This is a genomic window from Haloferax sp. AS1, assembly GCF_014530665.1.
In the GTDB taxonomy this organism is placed as follows: Archaea; Halobacteriota; Halobacteria; order Halobacteriales; family Haloferacaceae; genus Haloferax; species Haloferax volcanii.
Genome location: NZ_SPSA01000002.1, coordinates 85,978 through 104,919 on the forward strand (window position 1 = coordinate 85,978; position 18,942 = coordinate 104,919).

Annotated in this window: 18 protein-coding genes; 9 read left to right on the plus strand and 9 right to left on the minus strand. The window is 67.6% G+C overall.

Features of this window, described 5'->3' with window-relative positions; all coding sequences use genetic code 11:
- Window position 1 precedes the first annotated feature (1 nt).
- Both E4P24_RS15220 and E4P24_RS15225 read left to right on the plus strand, forming a co-directional pair.
- Window positions 2-1,315, plus strand: a complete 1,314-nt coding sequence (locus tag E4P24_RS15220) for a 3-isopropylmalate dehydratase large subunit (RefSeq protein WP_188148714.1) — start codon at window positions 2-4, stop codon at window positions 1,313-1,315.
- Window positions 1,312-1,845 carry a 3-isopropylmalate dehydratase small subunit gene (locus E4P24_RS15225; RefSeq protein WP_188148715.1) on the plus strand — a complete coding sequence of 178 codons (534 nt, stop codon included), beginning with the start codon at window positions 1,312-1,314 and terminating at the stop codon, window positions 1,843-1,845. Before E4P24_RS15220 ends, E4P24_RS15225 begins: the two co-directional genes overlap by 4 nt.
- Window positions 1,846-1,911: 66 nt before the next feature.
- On the opposite strand, the gene E4P24_RS15230 is transcribed toward E4P24_RS15225, so the two are convergent.
- Window positions 1,912-3,045, minus strand: a complete 1,134-nt coding sequence (locus tag E4P24_RS15230) for an MFS transporter (protein WP_188148890.1) — start codon at window positions 3,043-3,045, stop codon at window positions 1,912-1,914.
- 369 nt (window positions 3,046-3,414) lie between these two features.
- Between E4P24_RS15230 and E4P24_RS15235 the strand changes: the two genes are divergently transcribed.
- Entirely contained in the window at window positions 3,415-3,816 is a 402-nt protein-coding gene (locus E4P24_RS15235) for a VOC family protein (protein WP_188148891.1), read from the plus strand.
- Window positions 3,817-3,818: 2 nt separating this feature from the next.
- Here E4P24_RS15235 and E4P24_RS15240 read toward each other — a convergent pair whose 3' ends face one another.
- Entirely contained in the window at window positions 3,819-4,469 is a 651-nt protein-coding gene (locus E4P24_RS15240) for a helix-turn-helix domain-containing protein (RefSeq protein ID WP_004040922.1), read from the minus strand.
- Between the two features lie 88 nt (window positions 4,470-4,557).
- On the opposite strand from E4P24_RS15240, the gene hutU reads away from it, so the two are divergent.
- Genes hutU through hutH form a run of 4 tightly spaced genes read left to right on the plus strand, consistent with a single transcriptional unit; the run spans window position 4,558 to window position 10,111 of the window.
- Entirely contained in the window at window positions 4,558-6,354 is a 1,797-nt protein-coding gene (hutU, locus tag E4P24_RS15245) for a urocanate hydratase (RefSeq protein WP_115862081.1), read from the plus strand.
- On the plus strand, window positions 6,351-7,301 hold the full coding sequence (gene hutG, locus E4P24_RS15250; protein ID WP_188148716.1) for a formimidoylglutamase: 951 nt from the start codon (window positions 6,351-6,353) through the stop codon (window positions 7,299-7,301). The genes hutU and hutG overlap by 4 nt, the downstream gene beginning before the upstream one ends.
- The gene (hutI, locus tag E4P24_RS15255) at window positions 7,294-8,532 is read left to right on the plus strand and encodes an imidazolonepropionase (protein WP_188148717.1); all 1,239 of its coding nucleotides are present in this window, start codon (window positions 7,294-7,296) and stop codon (window positions 8,530-8,532) included. The genes hutG and hutI overlap by 8 nt, the downstream gene beginning before the upstream one ends.
- On the plus strand, window positions 8,525-10,111 hold the full coding sequence (hutH, locus tag E4P24_RS15260; protein ID WP_115803772.1) for a histidine ammonia-lyase: 1,587 nt from the start codon (window positions 8,525-8,527) through the stop codon (window positions 10,109-10,111). Before hutI ends, hutH begins: the two co-directional genes overlap by 8 nt.
- Window positions 10,112-10,162: 51 nt before the next feature.
- Here the strand turns inward: hutH and E4P24_RS15265 are convergent, their stop codons facing one another.
- Window positions 10,163-11,398 carry an ABC transporter substrate-binding protein gene (locus tag E4P24_RS15265; protein ID WP_188148718.1) on the minus strand — a complete coding sequence of 412 codons (1,236 nt, stop codon included), beginning with the start codon at window positions 11,396-11,398 and terminating at the stop codon, window positions 10,163-10,165.
- 94 nt (window positions 11,399-11,492) lie between these two features.
- On the opposite strand from E4P24_RS15265, the gene E4P24_RS15270 reads away from it, so the two are divergent.
- Entirely contained in the window at window positions 11,493-12,740 is a 1,248-nt protein-coding gene (locus tag E4P24_RS15270) for an ABC transporter substrate-binding protein (protein ID WP_188148719.1), read from the plus strand.
- A 60-nt stretch (window positions 12,741-12,800) separates the two neighbouring features.
- Here the strand turns inward: E4P24_RS15270 and E4P24_RS15275 are convergent, their stop codons facing one another.
- The 5 genes from E4P24_RS15275 to E4P24_RS15295 form a co-directional block, all read right to left on the minus strand.
- The gene (locus tag E4P24_RS15275; protein ID WP_188148720.1) at window positions 12,801-12,944 is read right to left on the minus strand and encodes an HVO_A0556 family zinc finger protein; all 144 of its coding nucleotides are present in this window, start codon (window positions 12,942-12,944) and stop codon (window positions 12,801-12,803) included.
- Window positions 12,945-13,158: 214 nt separating this feature from the next.
- Window positions 13,159-14,004, minus strand: coding sequence for a hypothetical protein (locus E4P24_RS15280; RefSeq protein ID WP_188148721.1), 846 nt, complete (start codon window positions 14,002-14,004; stop codon window positions 13,159-13,161).
- A 105-nt stretch (window positions 14,005-14,109) separates the two neighbouring features.
- Window positions 14,110-14,355 (minus strand): type II toxin-antitoxin system HicA family toxin, encoded by a 246-nt coding sequence (locus E4P24_RS15285; protein ID WP_115862093.1) that lies wholly within the window; start codon window positions 14,353-14,355, stop codon window positions 14,110-14,112.
- A 1-nt stretch (window position 14,356) separates the two neighbouring features.
- Window positions 14,357-14,617, minus strand: a complete 261-nt coding sequence (locus tag E4P24_RS15290; RefSeq protein WP_115862095.1) for a hypothetical protein — start codon at window positions 14,615-14,617, stop codon at window positions 14,357-14,359.
- A gap of 353 nt (window positions 14,618-14,970) precedes the next feature.
- The gene (locus E4P24_RS15295) at window positions 14,971-15,627 is read right to left on the minus strand and encodes a lactate utilization protein (RefSeq protein WP_008572221.1); all 657 of its coding nucleotides are present in this window, start codon (window positions 15,625-15,627) and stop codon (window positions 14,971-14,973) included.
- A gap of 423 nt (window positions 15,628-16,050) precedes the next feature.
- Here E4P24_RS15295 and E4P24_RS15300 point away from each other — a divergent pair, with 423 nt between their 5' ends.
- Window positions 16,051-17,217 carry an MFS transporter gene (locus tag E4P24_RS15300; RefSeq protein ID WP_004040912.1) on the plus strand — a complete coding sequence of 389 codons (1,167 nt, stop codon included), beginning with the start codon at window positions 16,051-16,053 and terminating at the stop codon, window positions 17,215-17,217.
- A 28-nt stretch (window positions 17,218-17,245) separates the two neighbouring features.
- Here the strand turns inward: E4P24_RS15300 and E4P24_RS15305 are convergent, their stop codons facing one another.
- Window positions 17,246-18,784 carry a cobyric acid synthase gene (locus E4P24_RS15305; protein ID WP_115803769.1) on the minus strand — a complete coding sequence of 513 codons (1,539 nt, stop codon included), beginning with the start codon at window positions 18,782-18,784 and terminating at the stop codon, window positions 17,246-17,248.
- Between the last annotated feature and the right edge of the window lie 158 nt (window positions 18,785-18,942).

Sequence of the window (18,942 nt, forward strand, 5' to 3'; positions counted from 1 at the left end):
GATGTCCGGCAAGACCCTCGCGGAGAAACTGCTCTCGGAGAAATCGGGCACCGACGCCCGCGCCGGCGACTACGTCGAGGCCGACGTGGACGTGGCGATGGCCCACGACATCACCGGGCCGCTCGCGTTCCAGACGTTCGACGAGGTGACGGGCGACGACGGCGAGCTGTTCGCGCCCGACCGGACCGTCTTCACCATCGACCACCACGCCCCCGCAGACGGGGTGCAGGCCGCGAACAACCACAACGCCGTCCGCGAGTTCGCGGCGAAACACGGCGCACACCAGTTCGACGTGGGCGACGGCATCTGCCACGCCGTCCTCGTCGAGGAGGGCTTCGTCGGCCCCGGCGACCTCGTCATCGGCGCGGACTCCCACTCGACGACCTACGGCGGCATCGGCGCGTTCGGGACCGGCGTCGGCTCGACCGACCTCGGGACCGCGCTCGCGACGGGCGAACTCTGGTTCCGCGTCCCGAAGACGCTCCGCTTCGAGGTCGACGGCGACCTCGGAGACGGCGTCTACGCGAAGGACCTCATCCTTCGGTTCATCGGTGACGTGGGCTTCGACGGCTGTACCTACATGGCCGCCGAGTACGCCGGGAGCACCATCGAGTCGCTCCCGATTCACGAGCGCCTCGTCCTCTCGAACATGGCCATCGAGATGGGCGGCAAGACGGGCCTCGTCGCGCCCGACGAGCGCACCGAGTCGTACCTCGAACGCCAGACCGGGAACGAAATCGACCTCGCGGACGCGTTCGTCTCCGACGAGGACGCCGACTACGAGGCGGTCCACACGTACGACGCGACCGCCCTCGCCCCGCAGGTCTCGAAGCCGTCGAACCCCGAGAACGCGGTGGACGTGACCGAGGTCGCGGGAACCGAACTCGACCAGCTGTTCGTCGGCACCTGCACGAACGGCCGGTACGAGGACATCAAGGTCGTCGCCGACATCCTCGAAGGCGAGACCATCGCCCCGAACGTCCGGCTGGTCGTCGTCCCCGCCTCGAAGGCCGTCTACCAGCACATGCTCCAGACGGGCGTCTTCCAGACGCTCACCGACGCCGGCGCGGTCATCCAGAGCGCCGGCTGCGGCCCCTGTGCGGGCTACCATCAGGGCGTCCTCGGCGACGGCGACGTCTGTCTCGCCACGGCGAACCGGAACTTCCCCGGCCGCGAGGGGTCGATGGAGTCGTCGGTCTACCTGTCGAGTCCGGCGACCGTCGGCGCGAGCGCGCTGTACGGCGAAATCACCGACCCCCGCGAGGTCGAGACGAAACGCTACGACGACACGGTGTTCGCGGAGGTGCTGCCATGACGGGAGCCTCCGACGGCGCGGACGGCGGCCGTCCCGACCCCGCCGAACCCGGTCGCGCGTGGGTGTTCGGCGACAACATCGACACCGACCAGATAACCCCGTCGCGCTTCATCGTCTCGTCGGACCCCGACGAACTCGCCAGCCACGCCTTCGAGGACCTCAGACCCGAGTTCTCCGAGTCGGTCGAGACCGGCGACTTCGTCGTCGCCGGCGAGAACTTCGGAAGCGGGTCGTCGCGGGAGCACTCGCCGCTGTCGCTCGTCGGCGCGGGCGTCTCGGCGGTCGTCGCGCAGTCGTTCGCGCGCATCTTCTTCCGCAACGCCATCAACCTCGGCCTGCCGGTGCTCATCTGCCCCGGCGCGGACGCCATCGAGGACGGCGACGAGATTCACGTCGACCTCGACGCGGGCGTCGTGACGAACCACACGCGAGACGAAACCTACGAGGCGGAGGCGCTCCCCGAGTTCCTCCAGTCGCTCGTCGAACAGGGAGGACTGAAAGCCTACACGAAGGCGAAACTCGACGGCTGAGCGGGCACTCGGCTCACGTTGTACGGCTTCCGCGCACCCGAAGCACTCGACGCACCGAACGACCGCTCACCGCTTGCGCGCGTCCCAGTAGAGCAGCCCGGCGGCGACGACGAGACAGACCGCGAGTCCCGCGAACGCGGCGACGTAGCTCGCGTAGGTGGCGACGATGCCGACGTAGGCCGGCCCCAGCGCGTTCGCGCCGAGGAACAGCGCCCGCGCGGCCCCGAGGTCGGCCCCACGGTCGGCGTCGGGCGCGTTGTCCATGATGATGGCGTCCGCGAGCGGGAACTCCGTCTTGTAGCCGGCCGCGAGCGCGACGACGGAGACGTAGATGAACGGGCGAGCCGCCACGGCCGAGAGGACGGCGAGCGCACCCGCGGCCGCGAGCATCCCGACGACGGCGATTGATTCGCGTCGGAACCGGTCGCTCAGGCCGCCGGCGACGGGCTTGATGGTGATGCCGACGGCGAAGACGATGGCGAACGTCGCGCTCGCCAACTGCTGGTCGAACCCCTTCGCCTCGATGAGGTAGGTCGGAAAGAAGTTGATGAAGCCGCCGACCATGAAGTAAAACAGCCCGAACGCGAGGAGCGTCCGGCGCTGTTCCGCGCTGGCGAAGAGGCGTCTGAGCGTCCCCGAGACGTGGAGTTCGGGCGACCCCACGGCGTAGCCGTCTCGCGACCAGAGCGCGTAGAGGACGGTGAGCCCCGCGAGGACGACGGCGACCGGCAGGAACGGCGTCCGCCACGTCGCGTACGTCAGCGCGAGGATGGCGAGCCCCGAGGAGACGAGGCCGCCGAGGTCGGTGCCGGCGGCGTAGAGGCCGAGCGCGCGGCCGCGGCGTTCGACGAACAGGTCCGACAGGAGCGCCCGCGAGGGGATGGCGAACAGCCCCTTCCCGAGTCCCGTGATAACCGCTGCGGCGACGAAGCCCGCGAGGCCGCCGGCGAGACCGAACGTGAGGAAGCCGAGGACGAGGATGGCCAGTCCGGGGACGATGAGCGTCGCCCGCGTCCACCGGTCGGAGTACTCGCCGCCGGGGTACTGGGTGACGGCGTAGACGCCCTGAAACAGCGCCAGCGCGATGCCGGCGGTCGCCTCCGTTATCTGTAACTCCTCGATAATCGTCGGCAGCAGCGGCGACAAGAGAAACCGACCCGTCTGGAGGACCGCCCACGCCAGCGACACGGTGACTAACATCCGACCCGGGTAGCCCGCAAGCAAGCGCTCGTCGGATGTCGGCTGTTGGTTCACACCTTCGGTACACCGACCTGCTACCAATGGGTTACGATTGCGGAACGCTGGTTCCGGTTGTCGGCGTCGCGGTTCCTCCGAGAGCTCGACCGACAAGTAAACAATATATAGTTTATTCAAAAACTTCTAATCGGATATTCGACATTCAGATGCGGCCACAAATAATCTCAAGCAATACAATTTTTACAAATTCTATAATTTCTAGAAATTTCACAGTTTTAAACACAGCTCGGTTTATTCCACTCCGGTTTAGGCCCTCTGACCCCGATGGCCGCCGCACAAATTTTTACCTCCGGCGGCCGCGACGGTGCGGGCATGGACGCGACGGCAATCGACCACGTGAACCTCCGAATCCCCGCCGACGGCCTCGACGCCGCGGTCGGGTTCTACCGCGACGCGCTCGGCTTCGACATCGAGAACCGCGACCTGTTCGAGTCGGGCGAAAAACCCTTCTTCTCCGTCCGGCTCACTCCGGCGAGCGTCATCCACCTCCGACCGGCCGAGAACTTCGAACCGCCGGCTGAAACCGCCTTCGACCACGTCGCTATCGAGTTCGCCCACGATATCGACGAACTCCGCGACCTCCTCGAAGCGGCGGGCGTCGAAATCGACCGCCAACTCGAACCCCTCGGTGCGACGGGCGTCGCGCCCGCGGTGTACGTCACCGACCCGTTCGGCTACACGCTGGAGCTGAAAGCCGCGCCCGACGGCGACTGAGCTTACAGCACGTACTGCGCGACCGAGTCCATCACTTTCCGCTCCGCCCGGCGCAGGTGTTCCTCGGCGGTGCGCCGGGAGACGCCCATCTCGTCGGCGATGGTCGCCGTCTCGATACCGCGCGGGAGGTCGTAGTAGCCGCCGGCGTGGGCCAGTCGGAGCGCCTCGCGCTGGCGGCCGGTGAGCGCGGGCATCGCGTCGGCGGGGGCCAAAAGCGGGCCGCTCCCGCTGGCGAACGACACCGCGCGTTTGGACTCGACGCTCACGTCGAAGCCGCTGTCCACGAGGTCGCGGAAGCACGCCGTCAGGTCGTCGGCCGAGACGGCGAGCAGACGGCACACTTTGGCCCCGCCGCGGTAGCGAAGCGGCGGCACGAGGAGGAGGCCGTGTTTCCGCACGTAGCCCTCGATGTGGTCTATCTCGTGGTCGCGGAGGCAGTCGGCGGTGACGACGACCAACTCGTCGCCGCGCTCGACCGACGCCGCCACGCCGACGGTGTCGCGGACGCGGTCGAGCACGTCGCTGCCGGCCTCGCCGCTGACGTGGAGCATGTCGCAGTGCTCGTTGCACCACAGTTCGACGCTCGCGGCGTTGCCCGCCGTCGCCGCCGCGTAGGCGCTGTCGTCTCTGATTCGGAGGCTCGCCTCGTACATACGCGGACCGTTGGTCCGGCGATAATATATAAATACCACACCGCACGGTGGGTGAATTGCTACCCGTGTCGCGCCCGAACTCTGTGGTATGCACGACCAGCAATCGTCGGCGCGCCGGGACCGACTCGGTGACCCGAGCGACGAGTGGCGCGCGTATCAGGGCGCGCCCACCGGGACGGACATCGAGTGCAAGGGGTGGCGACAGGAGGCGGCGCTCCGGATGCTCAACAACAACCTCGACCCCGAGGTGGCCGAGCGCCCCGAGGACCTCGTCGTTTACGGCGGGACCGGCCGTGCCGCCCGCTCGTGGGACGCCTACGACGCGATTCTCACCGAACTCCGCGACCTCGACGACGACGAGACGCTCCTCGTCCAGTCGGGCAAGCCGGTCGGGACGTTCCCGACCCACGAGCGCGCCCCGCGCGTCCTCATCGCCAACTCCAACCTCGTCGGCCGCTGGGACGACTGGGAGCACTTCCACGAACTGGAGGCCGAGGGCAAAATCATGTACGGCCAGATGACCGCCGGGTCGTGGGCGTACATCGGCACGCAGGGCATCATTCAGGGAACCTACGAGACGCTGGCCGAACTCGCCCGCCAGCACTACGACGCCGACCTCCGGGGGAAGCTCGTCGTGACCGGCGGTCTCGGCGGTATGAGCGGCGCACAGCCCCTCGCGGTGACGATGAACCGCGGGGTCTGTATCGCCGCCGAGGTGCAGGCCGACCGCATCGAGCGCCGGGTCGAGACGGACTACCTGATGGAGTTCGCTGACTCGCTGGACGAGGCGCTCGAAAACGCCAACGCGGCCATCGACGCGGGCGAACCTTACAGCGTCGGCGTCCAGATGAACGCCGCCGACATGCTGGAAGCACTGCTCGCGCGCGACGAGATTCCGGACGTGGTCACCGACCAGACCAGCGCCCACGACGAACTCGAAGGCTACTATCCGAGCGGCTACACCGTCGAGGAAGCCGACCGGCTCCGCGAGGACGACCCCGAAGCCTACGTCGACGCCAGCCTCGACACGATGGAGCGCCACGTCCAGGCCATCCTCGACTTGCAGGACGCGGGCGCAATCGCCTTCGAGTACGGCAACAACATCCGCGGGCAGGTCCAAGACCACCGCGGGATGACGACCGCCTTCGACTTCCCCGGCTTCGTCCCGGCGTACATCCGTCCGATGTTCTGCCGCGGGCGCGGGCCGTTCCGGTGGGCCGCGCTCTCCGGCGACCCCGCCGACATCCACCGCACCGACGAGGCGATTCGGGAACTGTTCCCCGACCACGAGTCGCTCATGCGCTGGATAGACCTCGCACAGGAGCAGGTGTCGTTTCAGGGGCTCCCCTCGCGCGTCTGCTGGCTCGGCTACGCCACCGACGACGAGGGGCTCACGGAGCGCGCCCGATTCGCCCTGAAAATCAACGACCTCGTCGCGTCGGGCGAGGTGTCCGCGCCGGTCGTCGTCACCCGCGACCACCTCGACGCCGGGTCGGTCGCCAGCCCGTACCGCGAGACCGAGGCGATGCGCGACGGCACCGACGCGGTCGCCGACTGGCCCATCCTGAACGCGCTCCTCAACACCGCCGCGGGCGCGGACATCGTGAGCGTCCACGACGGCGGCGGCGTCGGCATCGGTAACTCGCTCCACGCGAACAACCACGTCGTCCTCGACGGCTCGGACCTCGCGGCGAAGAAGGCCCGCGCCGTCTTCACGACCGACCCCGGCATGGGCGTCATCCGCCACGCCGACGCCGGCTACGAGGACGCGCTGGACGAGGCGACCCGGTCGAACGTCCGCATTCCGATGCGGGACCACGACGCGGCCGAAGACGGCGGCCACGCGACCGAGACCGGCGAATCCGCCGGCCGAGGTGACGAATGACCCGAACCGACCCGCTCGCGTGGGAGGGACCGTCGTCGGACCCGAACGACGAGCAGTTCGGCCACGTCGTCTCCCCGACCGAAATCGAGGACGCGGGCGACTTCCGCGCCGTCCTCGTGGGCGAACCGTACGACGGGGCCGTCATCGGTCGGCGCGGTGCCCGCGAGGGCCCGGCCGCGATTCGGCGCGCCCTCGCCGGCGTCAAGACCCACCACTTCGACGAGGGGCGGGTCGCCGGCGTCGCCGACCTCGGTGACCTCCCAATCGAGGCGTACAACGACGGGGACGACCCCGAGAACCACGTCGCTGACGTACAGACCGTCGTCACTGACGAGGTCGCGGCCGTCTACGAGCGCGGCGCGCTCCCGGTGTTCCTCGGCGGCGACAACTCCCTGACGGTCGGGAACGTCACGCCGCTTCTCGGCGGCGACGACTCGGTCGGCGTCGTGAGCTTCGACGCCCACCTCGACTGCCGCGACCCCGCCGACGGCCCGACGAGCGGGACGCCCTACCGCCAACTGTTCGACGCCGGACTCGACCGCCTCGCCGTGGTCGGCGCGCGCCACTTCGAGACCTCGACGGCCTACGCCGACTTCCTGCGCGAGTCGGGCGGGACCATCCTCACCGCCGACGAGGTCGGCCGCGGCCCCGTCGAGACGGCCGACTTCGCCCTCGATGCGCTGGCCGCCTGCGACCGCGTCTTCGTCAGCCTCGACGTGGACGTGCTGGACCAGACGGCCGCGCCGGGCGCGAGCGCGCCGACCCCCGGCGGCGTCACCACCCGCGAACTGTTCTCGATGCTCCGCCGCGTCGCGGCCGACCCCCGCGTCGTCGGCTTCGAGGTCGTGGAGTGCGCGCCGCCGCTGGACGACGAGGACGGCCGAACCGTCAGCGCGGCCGCCCGCGCGGTCGCCCACTTCCTCGCGGGGGTGGTGTCTCGTGAGTGACGCAGGCTCCACGGCCGGCCTCACGGTCGTCCACGACGCGGCCGAACTGGTCGTCGGCCCAGACGAGGGAACCGGCGTCGTCGTCCTCGAAGACGCCGCGTTCGCCGCGCTCGACGGCGAAGTCGTCGCCGTCGGTCCCACGGCCGAAGTGCTCGCGGACTACCCGGTCGAAGACGCCGAGACGGCCATCGACGCGACCGACAAGACGGTTCTCCCGGGCTTCGTCGACCCGCACACCCACGCGCTCTTTGCGGGCGACCGCTCCGACGAGTTCGTGGCGAAGTTGCAGGGAGCGACCTACGAGGACATTCTCGCCGACGGCGGCGGCATCCTCCGCACCGTCGACGCGGTCCGCGAGGCCTCCGACGACGAGTTGGCGACGACCCTCGCCGACCACCTCGACGCGATGCTCGCCCACGGGACGACGACGGTCGAGGTGAAGACCGGCTACGGCCTCGACACCGAGACCGAACTGCGGATGCTCTCGGCCATCGACGCGGCCGACTCGGACCACCCGGTGGACGTGATTCCGACGTTCATGGGCGCGCACGCCGTTCCGCGCGGCGCGGACGCCGAGGAGTACACCGAGTCGGTCGTCTCCGACCAACTCCCGGCAGTCGCAGCGCAGGGTATCGCCGAGTTCTGCGACGTATTCTGCGAGCGCGGCGTGTTCACCGCCGAGCAGTCCCGTCGGATTCTGGACGCGGGCCGCGACCACGGCCTCACGCCGAAGATTCACGCCGACGAGTTCGCCGCCATCGGCGGCACCGACGTGGCGGCCTCGGTCGGCGCGGCCAGCGCGGACCACCTACTCCACACCGACGACGAGGGCCGAGACACGCTCGTCGACGCCGGCGTCACGCCCGTGCTGCTCCCGGGCACGGCGTTCGGTCTCGGAGCCGACTACGCCGACGCCCGCGCCTTCCTCGACGCGGGCCACGAGGTCGCGCTCGCCACCGATTTCAACCCGAACTGCTTCGCTCGAAGCATGAGTTTCGTCGCCACTCTCGCCAGCGTCGGGATGCGAATGACGCCCCACGAGGCGATTCGGGGCGTCACGAGCGCCGCCGCGGGCGCGCTCGACCGAGACGACGGCACGGGCACGCTCCGAGCCGGAGCCCCGGCCGACGCCGTCGTCCTCGACGTGCCGACCGCGTCACATCTCTCGTATCGGTTCGACACGAACCCCGTTTCGACCGTGCTGAAATCGGGGGTGGTCGCCCGTGAGTGACCGCGCACGACTCCCCGATTCGGTCGTCCTCGACGGCGCGTCGCTGACGCCGGAAGACGTGGCGGCCGTTTCCCGCCACGACGCCCCGGTCGAACTCGCCGCCGAGTCGCGCGAGCGGATGCGCGAGTCGCGCGAGCGCGTCGAATCCGTCCTCGACTCCGGCGAACCGGTGTACGGCGTCAACACCGGCTTCGGCCACCTCGTGGAGACGCACATCGACCGCGAGGACATCGAGCGCCTCCAGACGAATCTCGTCCGGAGCCACGCCGCCGGCGCGGGCCGCGAACTCACCCGCGAGGAGGTCCGGTCGATGATGGTCAGCCGGGCTAACACGCTCGCCAAGGGCTTTTCGGGCATCCGACCCTCGGTGGTCGACCTGCTCGTCTCGATGCTCAACGAGGGCGTCCAGCCGGTCGTCCGTTCCCGCGGGAGCCTCGGCGCGAGCGGCGACCTCGCGCCCCTCGCGCACATGGCGCTCGTCCTCATCGGCGAGGGCGAAGCCCGCGTCGGCGGCGAGCGACTGCCGGGCGACGAAGCCCTGCGAGCGGTCGGTCTGGAGCCGGTGACGCTCGCCTCCAAGGAGGGCCTCGCGCTCATCAACGGGACGCAACTGACGGTCGGCCTCGCCGCGCTGTTCGTCGTCGACGCCGAGCGAACAATCGAGGCCGCCGACGCCGCGGGCGCGCTCGCGACCGAAGTCACGATGGGAACCACGGCGAACTGCGACCCCGCCATCCACGAGGTTCGTCCCCACCCCGGCCAGCAAGAGAGCGCGGCCGCGATTCGCCGCCTCACCGCCGGCTCGACCGTCCTCGAATCGCACAAGGACTGCGAGCGCGTGCAGGACGCCTACTCGATTCGCTGTCTCCCGCAGGTCCACGGCGCGGTCAGAGACGCCGTCTCGCACCTCCGCGAGGCCGTCGAGGTCGAACTCAACAGCGTCACCGACAACCCGCTCGTCTTCCCGGCGGGCGCGGTGGACGAGCGCGCGCCCGGCACCGACGTGGCCGCCGTCGTCTCCGCCGGCAACTTCCACGGCGAACCGCTGGCGCTCCGCCTCGACTACGCCGCCGGCGCGCTGACCGAACTCGCGGCCATCTCCGAGCGCCGGACCGACCGGATGCTCAACCCGGACGTACAGGAGTCGTACCTCCCGCCGTTCCTGACCGAACGCAGCGGGCTCCGCTCCGGCTACATGATTGCGCAGTACACCGCCGCGGCGCTCCTCAACGAGTGTCGGTCGCTCGGTCGCCCCTCCATCGACTCGACGCCCGTCAGCGGCGGGCAGGAAGACCACGTGAGCATGAGCGGGCAGAGCGCCCTCAACGCCCGCACGGTCGCTGAGAACGCCGCGACCATCGTCGGCGTCGAACTCCTCTGTGGGTCGCAAGCCGCCGAGTTCCTCGACGAGGGCCTCGAACTCGGGACCGGTACGGGGGCCGTCCGCGACGCGATTCGGTCCGTGGTTCCGCCGCTCGACGAGGACCGCCGCCTCGACGGCGAACTGGAGACCGCGGCCGACCTCGTCCGGTTCGGCGCGATTCGCGCGGCCATCGATGACGCCGGGCTCTCCGGCTGAGCGAGCGCGCCGAGATTGCGGCGACCGCGGTCACTGCCGGCCGCCTCCGACTCAGTGATTCCCGTTGATGACGTCGGCGACGCGCTGTCGGTCGAACAACCGCTCGTCTTCGGGAATCTCGGGGTACGGCCCGTCGCTGTACTGGGGCCACGCGCCGAAGCGGTCGGGGTAGAGCTGCTTGGCGGTCATCTCCAACTGGAACAGATTGAGTATCGGTCCCTGATAGCGGCCGGCCTGCGCGTAGACGCGCTCGTTCTTCACGGCCGAAATCTCGGCTCCGACGGGGTCGTCGCGGAGGCCCGCGCGGATGTCGGACATGCTCGTGTCCGGGTGCATCCCGCCGAGCGTGAGAATCACGTCGGGGTCGGCTTCGAGGAGCGTTTCGAAGTCGACGGTCGACCCGGACTCGACGTCGTCGCCGAACGCGCTGACCGGCTTCAGCGGGCGGGTGTGGGCGGTCAGGAATCCGGGCGTGCTCAGGTTGTAGGCGTAGATTGATTCGAGGTCGCTCGGGCCGAGAAGCACGGCAGTCGGCCGGTCGGCCTCCGCGGGGATGTCCGCCGCAATCGTCGCAAGAAGCTCCTCGTGGACCCCCGCGAGCGCCTCGTACTTCGCCTCCGCTTGGAGCACCTGTGCGACCTTGGCGAATATCTCCCAGAGGCCGTAGTACTCGTAGGCGTCGGCCCACTCGGTCGGCGGCGCTTGGTGCCGCGCGCTGAAGCTGTTGCCGAACCACGGACTGATGTTCTCCTCGATTTCGTCGAGGTCGGCCTGACTCCAACTGCCGAGCGCGGAGACGCTGGCGGGGTCGGCCAGATGCACGTCGCTGTCGAGTTCGTAGAGCCGCTCTTTCGACGGCTCCCACGACGAGTACAGGCCGGTCCAGTCGAGTTCGACGCCGGGGAGACGCGGCGTGAACTGGTTCCACAGCGCGTCGTAGTAGTCGGGGGCGTGCATCGCGTTGACGGCGTCGCCGTGGCCGAGCGCGAACGCCATCCCCGCGTGGTGGGTCAGCCGCGTGAAGATGCTCTCGGGGACGCCCTCGAACGTCACGTCGCCCATCGGGGCCATCGACACCGTGTACGAACTGCCGTCGGCCGTCGACTCCGCGGTCGCCGCGCTCGTCGCCGTCGCGTCGGCGGTCGCGGTGGTATCCGTCGCGGCCGCGTCCGTCGCCGTCGCGTCCGACTCGGACGAACCGGTACAGCCGGCGAGCAATCCGCCGGCGGCGACCGAACCGCCGTAGGTCAAGAACTTCCTGCGCGTTGGTCCGTCGCTGTCTGTCATCGTGCTTTTAGGGCGACCTAATACATATAGACGTACCGATTTAGGCACGCCGAAATTCCGAAACGGATTTATCCGTTTAGGATTGCCCAAACGCATGGATCAGGACCTCACCGACCGGGCGACGCCCACGCGCCGCGCGTGCCTCAAGGGCGGCGGCGCGCTGCTCGCGGGCGGTCTGTTAGCCGGCTGTGCCGGACAGAACGACGCGGAGTCGTCGACGGATGCGACCGAGACGGCCGCGACGACGGCCGCGACCGACGCGGAGACGGCCGCCGACGGCGACGCCGCCGGCTACACGGTGTCGATGTCGCCGGCCGGCGACGTGACGTTCGAGTCGGTCCCGGAGAATGTGATGGTGTACAACCTCGTCTACGCCGACGCCGCGGTCGCCTTCGGCCACGGCGACGCGGTGAACTCTCTCGGCTTCGACAGCGACGCCGGCGGCCGGACGCTCGACGCCTACTACGAGCGCCTCGACGGCGTCTCGTTCGACCGGAGCGACCTCGCGCAGCTCAACTCGGGGTCGGGGAGCGTCAACATCGACAAGGAACTCGTCTACGAACTCGACTCCGACCTCCACCTCGTCGACCCGGCGCTCGTGGCCAGCTTCGACGGCTGGGACCAGTCGGACGTCGAGGAGATTCGCGAGCAGGTCGCGCCGTGGTTCGGTAACGCTTACAGCCGTACCCACGCCCGGCCGCCAGAGCCGTACGCCGACGACTACCAGTACTACACGCTCTGGGAAATCGTCGAGAACGTCGGGCAGGTGTTCCGGGAGGAAGACCGCTACGCGGCGCTCGAAGCGGTCCACAGCGACCTCCTCGACACGATTCAGTCGAACCTCCCGCCCGAGTCGGAGCGACCGAGCGTCGGGGTCGTCATCTACATGGACGAGGCGTTCTATCCGACGAAAATCGACGCACCCGGCTTCGCGACCTCACACATCCGCCCGCTCGGCGTCACCGACGCGTTCGCGGCCGGCGACGTGACGTTCGAGACCTCCTACGACTTCGAGGCGATGCTCGAAATCGACCCCGACGTGCTGCTCCACAGCTACGGTATCGACTCATACTACGACGTGGCGTCGATTCGCCAGACCCTCGAAGACCACCCCGTCGGGAGCGAACTCAGCGCGGTCCGAAACGACCGCGTCTACCCCTCGGGAACCCCGGTGCAGGGGCCGATTATGAACCTGTTCCAGACCGAGATGACGGCGAAACAGCTCTATCCCGACCAGTTCGGCGCGTGGCCGGAGTACGCAGGCGGCGCGTACCCCGAGATTCCCGAGGACGAACAGCTATTCGACCGGCAACGCGTCGCCGACATCGTCACCGGCGACTGAGTCGTCCGTCTTCGCCACCGCTGACGCCGGCGGCCGACTCGCTCGACCTCGTTCGAGGACTTACCAGAGTTGGACTGCGGGCGTGCCGCAGTCGTCGCAGACGATGGCGTCGTTGTCTTTGTAGCTTCCCGTCACGAGGTCGCCGTCGCAGTAGGTGCAGTCTTCTTCGTCGAACGTGTCGAGCAGGTGTGCGGATTCGGACATACCCCACGATTCGGCTCCAGTCCCAAGAACATTTCTACGGTTCGATATATTCGCGGCCGTAACACTCACGAGAACAGCTCTGTTGAAATCCTTAGTCACGATAGTTTGTTGAGGCCGTGCTGAATACAGCGCGCGAATCGGTCACAGCGGCTTGGAGTGACCACGCCGAAACCCTACATAACACAATTACAAACCTGACGACTCTCGCCCGTTGCTACGCTATTGGTTCGGCATTCTCGTACAGGTCTCGCAAGGCGTCTGGTGTATCCTCGGGGAGTTCGACTGACCCCCATTCGATGTCGTAGACTGCCGCTGGCACGTACTCGCTGTCGATGTGAACGTTCATCCCTCGGTGGCGGACGAGTAAAAGGAACGCACTCGTGTAGTGGTCGAGGAGTTCTGTCGTTCCGTCGCCACCGCCTCGAACATCCTCGTGATAGGCTGTGAGCGAATCGAGTGCCTGCTGAACGAGTTGTTCGTCGTGGTCAAGGAACCCTTCGAGGGCATCGGCGAACGCTTGGGCGAAGTAGGTTCCAAGGTACTGGTCGTCTTTCTCCACCGAGTCACGGAGGCTTGCGAGCGCGGTTCGAGCTTGGGCTGTGTCCTCGCGCAACAAGTGAGCAAGGCCAGTGAGGTGGTAATACCGGGTCGTCATATCGGGAGAGTCGTCGAGGGACGACTCGTCGAGTTCGAGTATCTCGTCGACAGCGGCACCGACAACTCGTGGGTCAGCCGAGAGTAGCGCGTCTCGGAGCGCGTGTTCGGCACTGATTGGGAGGTTTGACCAGTAATCCCTCTCAACCATGTCTTGGTTCTGAAGGACGAGATGACACATCATAGCCTCTGCCAACGCCCCCTCAGCGAACCACTGACGTGCAGCTTGGATGTTTCCAAGCAGCAGTTCAATCGTCCCGAGGTCTCTCCCTTGGAGATGTAACCAGTTGAAACCAGACACCGGAACACGGCCTTCTTCGGACGCTCGCTTCAGGGCTCTGAATCCGGACTCTCTAGCTGAGGAGAATCTCTCAAGGCGCGCTCGGTGTTCGGTTTCGCTGAGCATTATTAGTGGGCATACTTCTCAGTCTGCCCAGATATAGATATTTGACATGAAAGCCCATTCAGTGTCCGATTTCCGCCAGCAACACCACAGCCTACACAGCGAATCCTAACAGTGGTCGTCAATCCACTCACAGAACGAGTGGAAATCGTCTGCACCGCACTGCTCCGCGATACTCCCGAGTGTGCCACGAGGAATCTCGCCGTGAAGTGGAACAGTCGGTCGTCGAACCTCGCCAGTGTCGGGGTTGACGTACTCCAGCGTGAGATGACTCCCCGTCCGTGACTTCGGCTCGTAACCGAATTTCATCAGCACCTTCGCGACTTCTCGGCCTGTAAACGTCGTCCGGCCCACGTTACCTGTCCCACGGCGGACGGCCTTCGCTTCCGATTTCGTCTTCGTCGAGACCGAGTTCGGCGGCCAGCTCGTCTTCATCGACAGGCTCGCCCTTTCCGTGGTAGGCATCGAGTGCGTCAGCGAGCATTCGCAGTGCCTCCGCGCGGTCGTCGCCGAAGGAAGCGACACCCGTCTCGATGTCCTTTGCGGTGACTCGGCCATCATCCTCGTGGATGAACTCGACGCCGCCGTTACGGTTGTCACGAGTCGTGCTGGCCATCTCTACCAGAATTGAGTCGACGTCTACAAATAAGCGTTCGGACGGTCTTTGTGTTGAACTCTGACCGGTCAGCACAACGACTCGGAGAAATGTTGCTGAACTCACCCTCTGTCTGTGTCACACGGATTCTGTCAAAGTCTAATGATTTCAACAGAGCAACGAGAACTATTCAGTTCGAGCCGGCGTTTCGCCGGCGACAGACGCGGCTCACGATGCGGGACCGCAAAACGGTGGATTCCGGGGGAATTGTGGTGGGGTGCCCGGTGTGGTGGTGGTGATGGTGATGGATTGCCCGGGCGCAGGAAGCTCCCCGGAGGAGCGTGGGAACGTGTCGAGGGAACGGCGAGTCGGACTTAGTAGCCCAGTTGCTCGCGGATGAGGACGACGGTGGTGCGGCCCTCCTCGACTTCCTGCCGGAAGATGAGCTGTTTCGCAATCATCGATTCGACGCCGTAGGCCTCCTTCGCGCGCTCGTTTTCGAGCGGGTACGCGACGGATTCGAGGCGGTCGAGCGCGTCGTCGAGCGTCGGGACGATTTTGTTGATACCGCTGACGATGACGACGTTGCTGGCGGCGAAGGGGTACGCACCGATGCGGCTCCCCGAGAGGTCCGCGGCGACGAGTTCGCCGGTTTGGGCGATGGCGTTGATGCCGCCGAGGAAGTAGTCGGCGGTCTGGGAGTCGCGGCGGGCGGCCTGTCGCTCCGCGTCGTCGTCGATGCCCCAAATCTGGTCCGGCAGGCTCTCCCACTCGTGGTCGCCCTCGCTGAGGTAGTCGTCGAACCCGATTTCTTCGAGGGTGGTCGAGTGGCCGTTCATCACGGAGACGCCGGCGGGGATGTGCGACTGCACGGCTTCGAGCGCCTCGTCGGCCGTGTCGACGACGACGACGTCGAACCCGCTCGCTTCGAGGTTCTCGACGGTCGCTTCGACGGTCTCGTCGTCGGGAAGCTGGTCGAGGTCGGCGTCGATGTCAGCGTCGTCTACGTAGTCGGATTTCTGTTGAGACATGTGTGAGTGTGGTGGTGGAGTCGATGGGTGCTCCGACGACAACGTGTAGCGCCTATCGGATGTTAAACGCTCGCTGACGGCGATGTCAGGTGGTTACGCGCGTGTCACCGGCTGGGACTGACGGCGGTGGCGTCCCGGTTTCGAAGGTGTTCGCCCGTGGCCCTTGGCGACCGTCCGAAACGACGATTACCTGCGCCGACTCCCGGACGCGTCGGTGCTGGTGCGGTCGGTGCTGGTGTGGTCGTCGCTTTTTTCGATTCGACCGAGAGCGCATACGTGTCAGAAATCGTCTCTATCGACTGCTGTGGTTCTTCTCCCGGAGAGTGTTGCCGCAGCGTTTGTGACTGGGATACCACGGTACGAGAGACACACACGTATAATATAGTCGATAGATTAATCCGTCGGCTGACGTTCCGACACGACATGGGTCTTCGTGATTTCCACCCGGCCGTTCTCGCAACGGCACTCGCAACGTTCGTCTCCTTTCTCGGCATCGGCGTCGTCGACCCGATTCTTCCGGGCATCGCCCGCGAACTGGGGGCCTCGCACTTCATGGTCGAACTCCTGTTCACGAGCTATCTGCTCGTCATGGGGCTTGCGAACCTGATTGCGGGCGCGCTCGCCACGCGAATCGGGAGCAAGCGGACGCTCCTCTTGGGTCTCGCCACCGTCGCCGTCTTCGCGGGGGCGTGCGCCCTCGTCTCCACCATCGAATCGCTCGCGGTGCTCCGCGGCTTCTGGGGGCTGGGGAACGCGCTTTTCACCACGACCGCGCTCGCCATCATCGTCGGCGTGGCCGCGAACACCAGAGGCGCGATTACGCTCTACGAGGCCGCCCTCGGCTTCGGTATCGCCTGCGGCCCGCTCCTCGGCGGCGTGCTGGGAGCGCAGTCGTGGCGGATGCCCTTCGCGGGCGCGAGCGCCCTGATGGTCGTCGCGTTCGCCCTCGTCGTCCTCACGGTCGACGAACCGGAAGCAGAGCATAGACAGGGACTCCGCGATGTGCTCGGAACGTACCGACACCCGGGCGTGCTCACGAACGCCGCCGTCGGACTGCTCTACACCTTCGGCTTCTTCACGCTCCTCGCGTACACGCCGCTCGTCCTCGGCCTCGGCGCGTTCCAAATCGGCCTCGTGTTCTTCGGCTGGGGCCTGTTTGTCGTCGTCGGCTCCGCCGTCCTCTCCTCGCGGCTGAACGGGCTGTTCGGGACGCCCGAAGTCACCGTCGGCGCGCTCGTCGCCTTCGCGGCGACGCTGTGTCTGATGTGGCTCTCGAACGGCGACACCGCAGCGCTCGCCGCGCTCGTCGTCGTCGGCGGACTCTTCTGCGGCGTCCTGAACGCGAACCTGACCACGCTGGCGATGGGCATCTCCTCGCACGGCCGGTCGGTCGCCTCGGGCGCGTTCAACAGCCTCCGATTCGTCGGCGGCGCGTTCGCGCCCATCACCGCGGGCTACCTCGGACCGCAGTACGGCGCGACGGTTCCGTTCCTGCTCGGCGCGCTCACCGTCATCGCCGGAGCGGTCGTCCTCGTGGGTCGGTTCGGGCAGTTCAGGCTCGCCGACGCCGGGTCGGCGGCCGGTCACTAATCGGCTGGCTCGTCGTCTCGACGCTCCCCTACTCTTCTAGTCCGAGCGAGTCACAGAGCGCCGCCACGTCGAGGTTGTCGGCGACGAGCGCGGCGGCGCGGTCGTAGGGGTCGCCGGCACCCGGTTCGTCGGCGTCCGCGTCGGCTCCCGCCGTCCCCGTCGTCGTCGCCGGTCGGTCGCGCCCGGCCGACTCGTAGATGGCGTCCACGAACGCGTTCCGCGGCGCGTCGTTGGCGAACAGGTCGTGGATGTACGTCCCCGCGACGCTCCCGAGCGCCGCGCCGTCGCCCGAAACGGGGGTCGCGCCGCCGACGATGCGGCTGTCGCCCATGTGTATCTCGTAGCCGTCGACGGTCCCCGTCGCGCCGGCCAACGGCCCCGCCCCGTCGAACTCGACGGAGACGGGTTCGACCCGCTTGTCGCGGGAGAATCGCGTGACTATCGGCAGGAGGCCGAGTCCTGCGACCGTCTCGTCGTCTCCCGAGCCCTCGATGTCGGCGTTTTCGATACGCTCGCCGAGCAGTTGGTAGCCGCCGCAGATGCCGACGACCGGGCCGTCGAAGCCGGCGAGTTCGTCGTCGAAGCCGGCGTCGCGGAGTTCGAGCAGGTCGTCGACCGTGTTCTTGCTTCCGGGGAGGACCACCCCGTCGACCCCGTCGAGCGTCGCGTCGAGCGGGAGGTAGGCGACCCGGACGCCCGGCGTCTCGGACAGCGGGCCGAAGTCCGTCGCGTTCGAGATGCGCGGGAGTCGCGGCACGCCGATGGTGACCGCGTGCTCGGCCGCGACGCCGTCGTCGTCGCCGACGGTGGCGCGCTCGCCTGCCGCGGGGAGCGCGAGGCTGTCCTCCTCCGGGAGGCCGGGGTCGTCGTAGGGCAGCACGCCGAGGACGGGCACGCCGGTTCGCTCCTCGATGGCGTCGACCCCCGGTTCGAGGAGGCTCGGGTCGCCGCGGAACTTCGTGATGACCGCGCCGACGACGCGGTCGCGCACGTCCTCGGGGAGGAGTTCGAGCGTCCCCAGCAGGCTGGCGAAGACGCCGCCGCGCTCGATGTCGGCCGCGAGGAGGACGTCGGCGTCGGCGAAGCGGGCGGTTTCGATGTTCGCCAAATCGCGGTCGTGGAGGTTTATCTCGGCGATGGAGCCGGCCCCCTCGGCGACGACCACGTCCGCCTCGCTCGCCAGCCGACGGTGCGATTCGACCGCCGCCTTGCGGGCGTCCTCCCAGTGGGTCGCGTAGTAGTCGCTCGCGGTGTTGAGGCCGGCCGCCCGGCCGTGGACGACCAGTTGCGACGCCCCGTCGCCGTGGGGCTTGAGCAAGACGGGGTTGTGGTCGGTCGTCGGCGCGACCCGCGCGGCACGGGCCTGCACGTACTGCGAGACGCCGATTTCCCCGAAGCCGTCGCCGTCGGCGGTCGCCACCGCTCGGGCGTTGTTGCTCATGTTCTGGGCCTTGAACGGCGCGACCGACAGGCCGCGGTCGTCGAACAGGCGACAGAGCCCGGCGGCGACGGTGCTCTTGCCAACGTGGCTCGCGGTCCCCGCGACGAGGAGGGTCGGCGTCGTCATCTGCCGGGAGTCAGGGCCGCGCGGTTCAAAGGTGTTCGTTTCGCCGTCGGCTGGGCGCGCCCCCGTCGCGTCCGGGCGGCGCGTTCGACCCCCTCAACGACGTTCCCCGTCATACTGTGGTGGTCACGTCGGCCGCGTGAAATGTTGCCGGAAGTGGT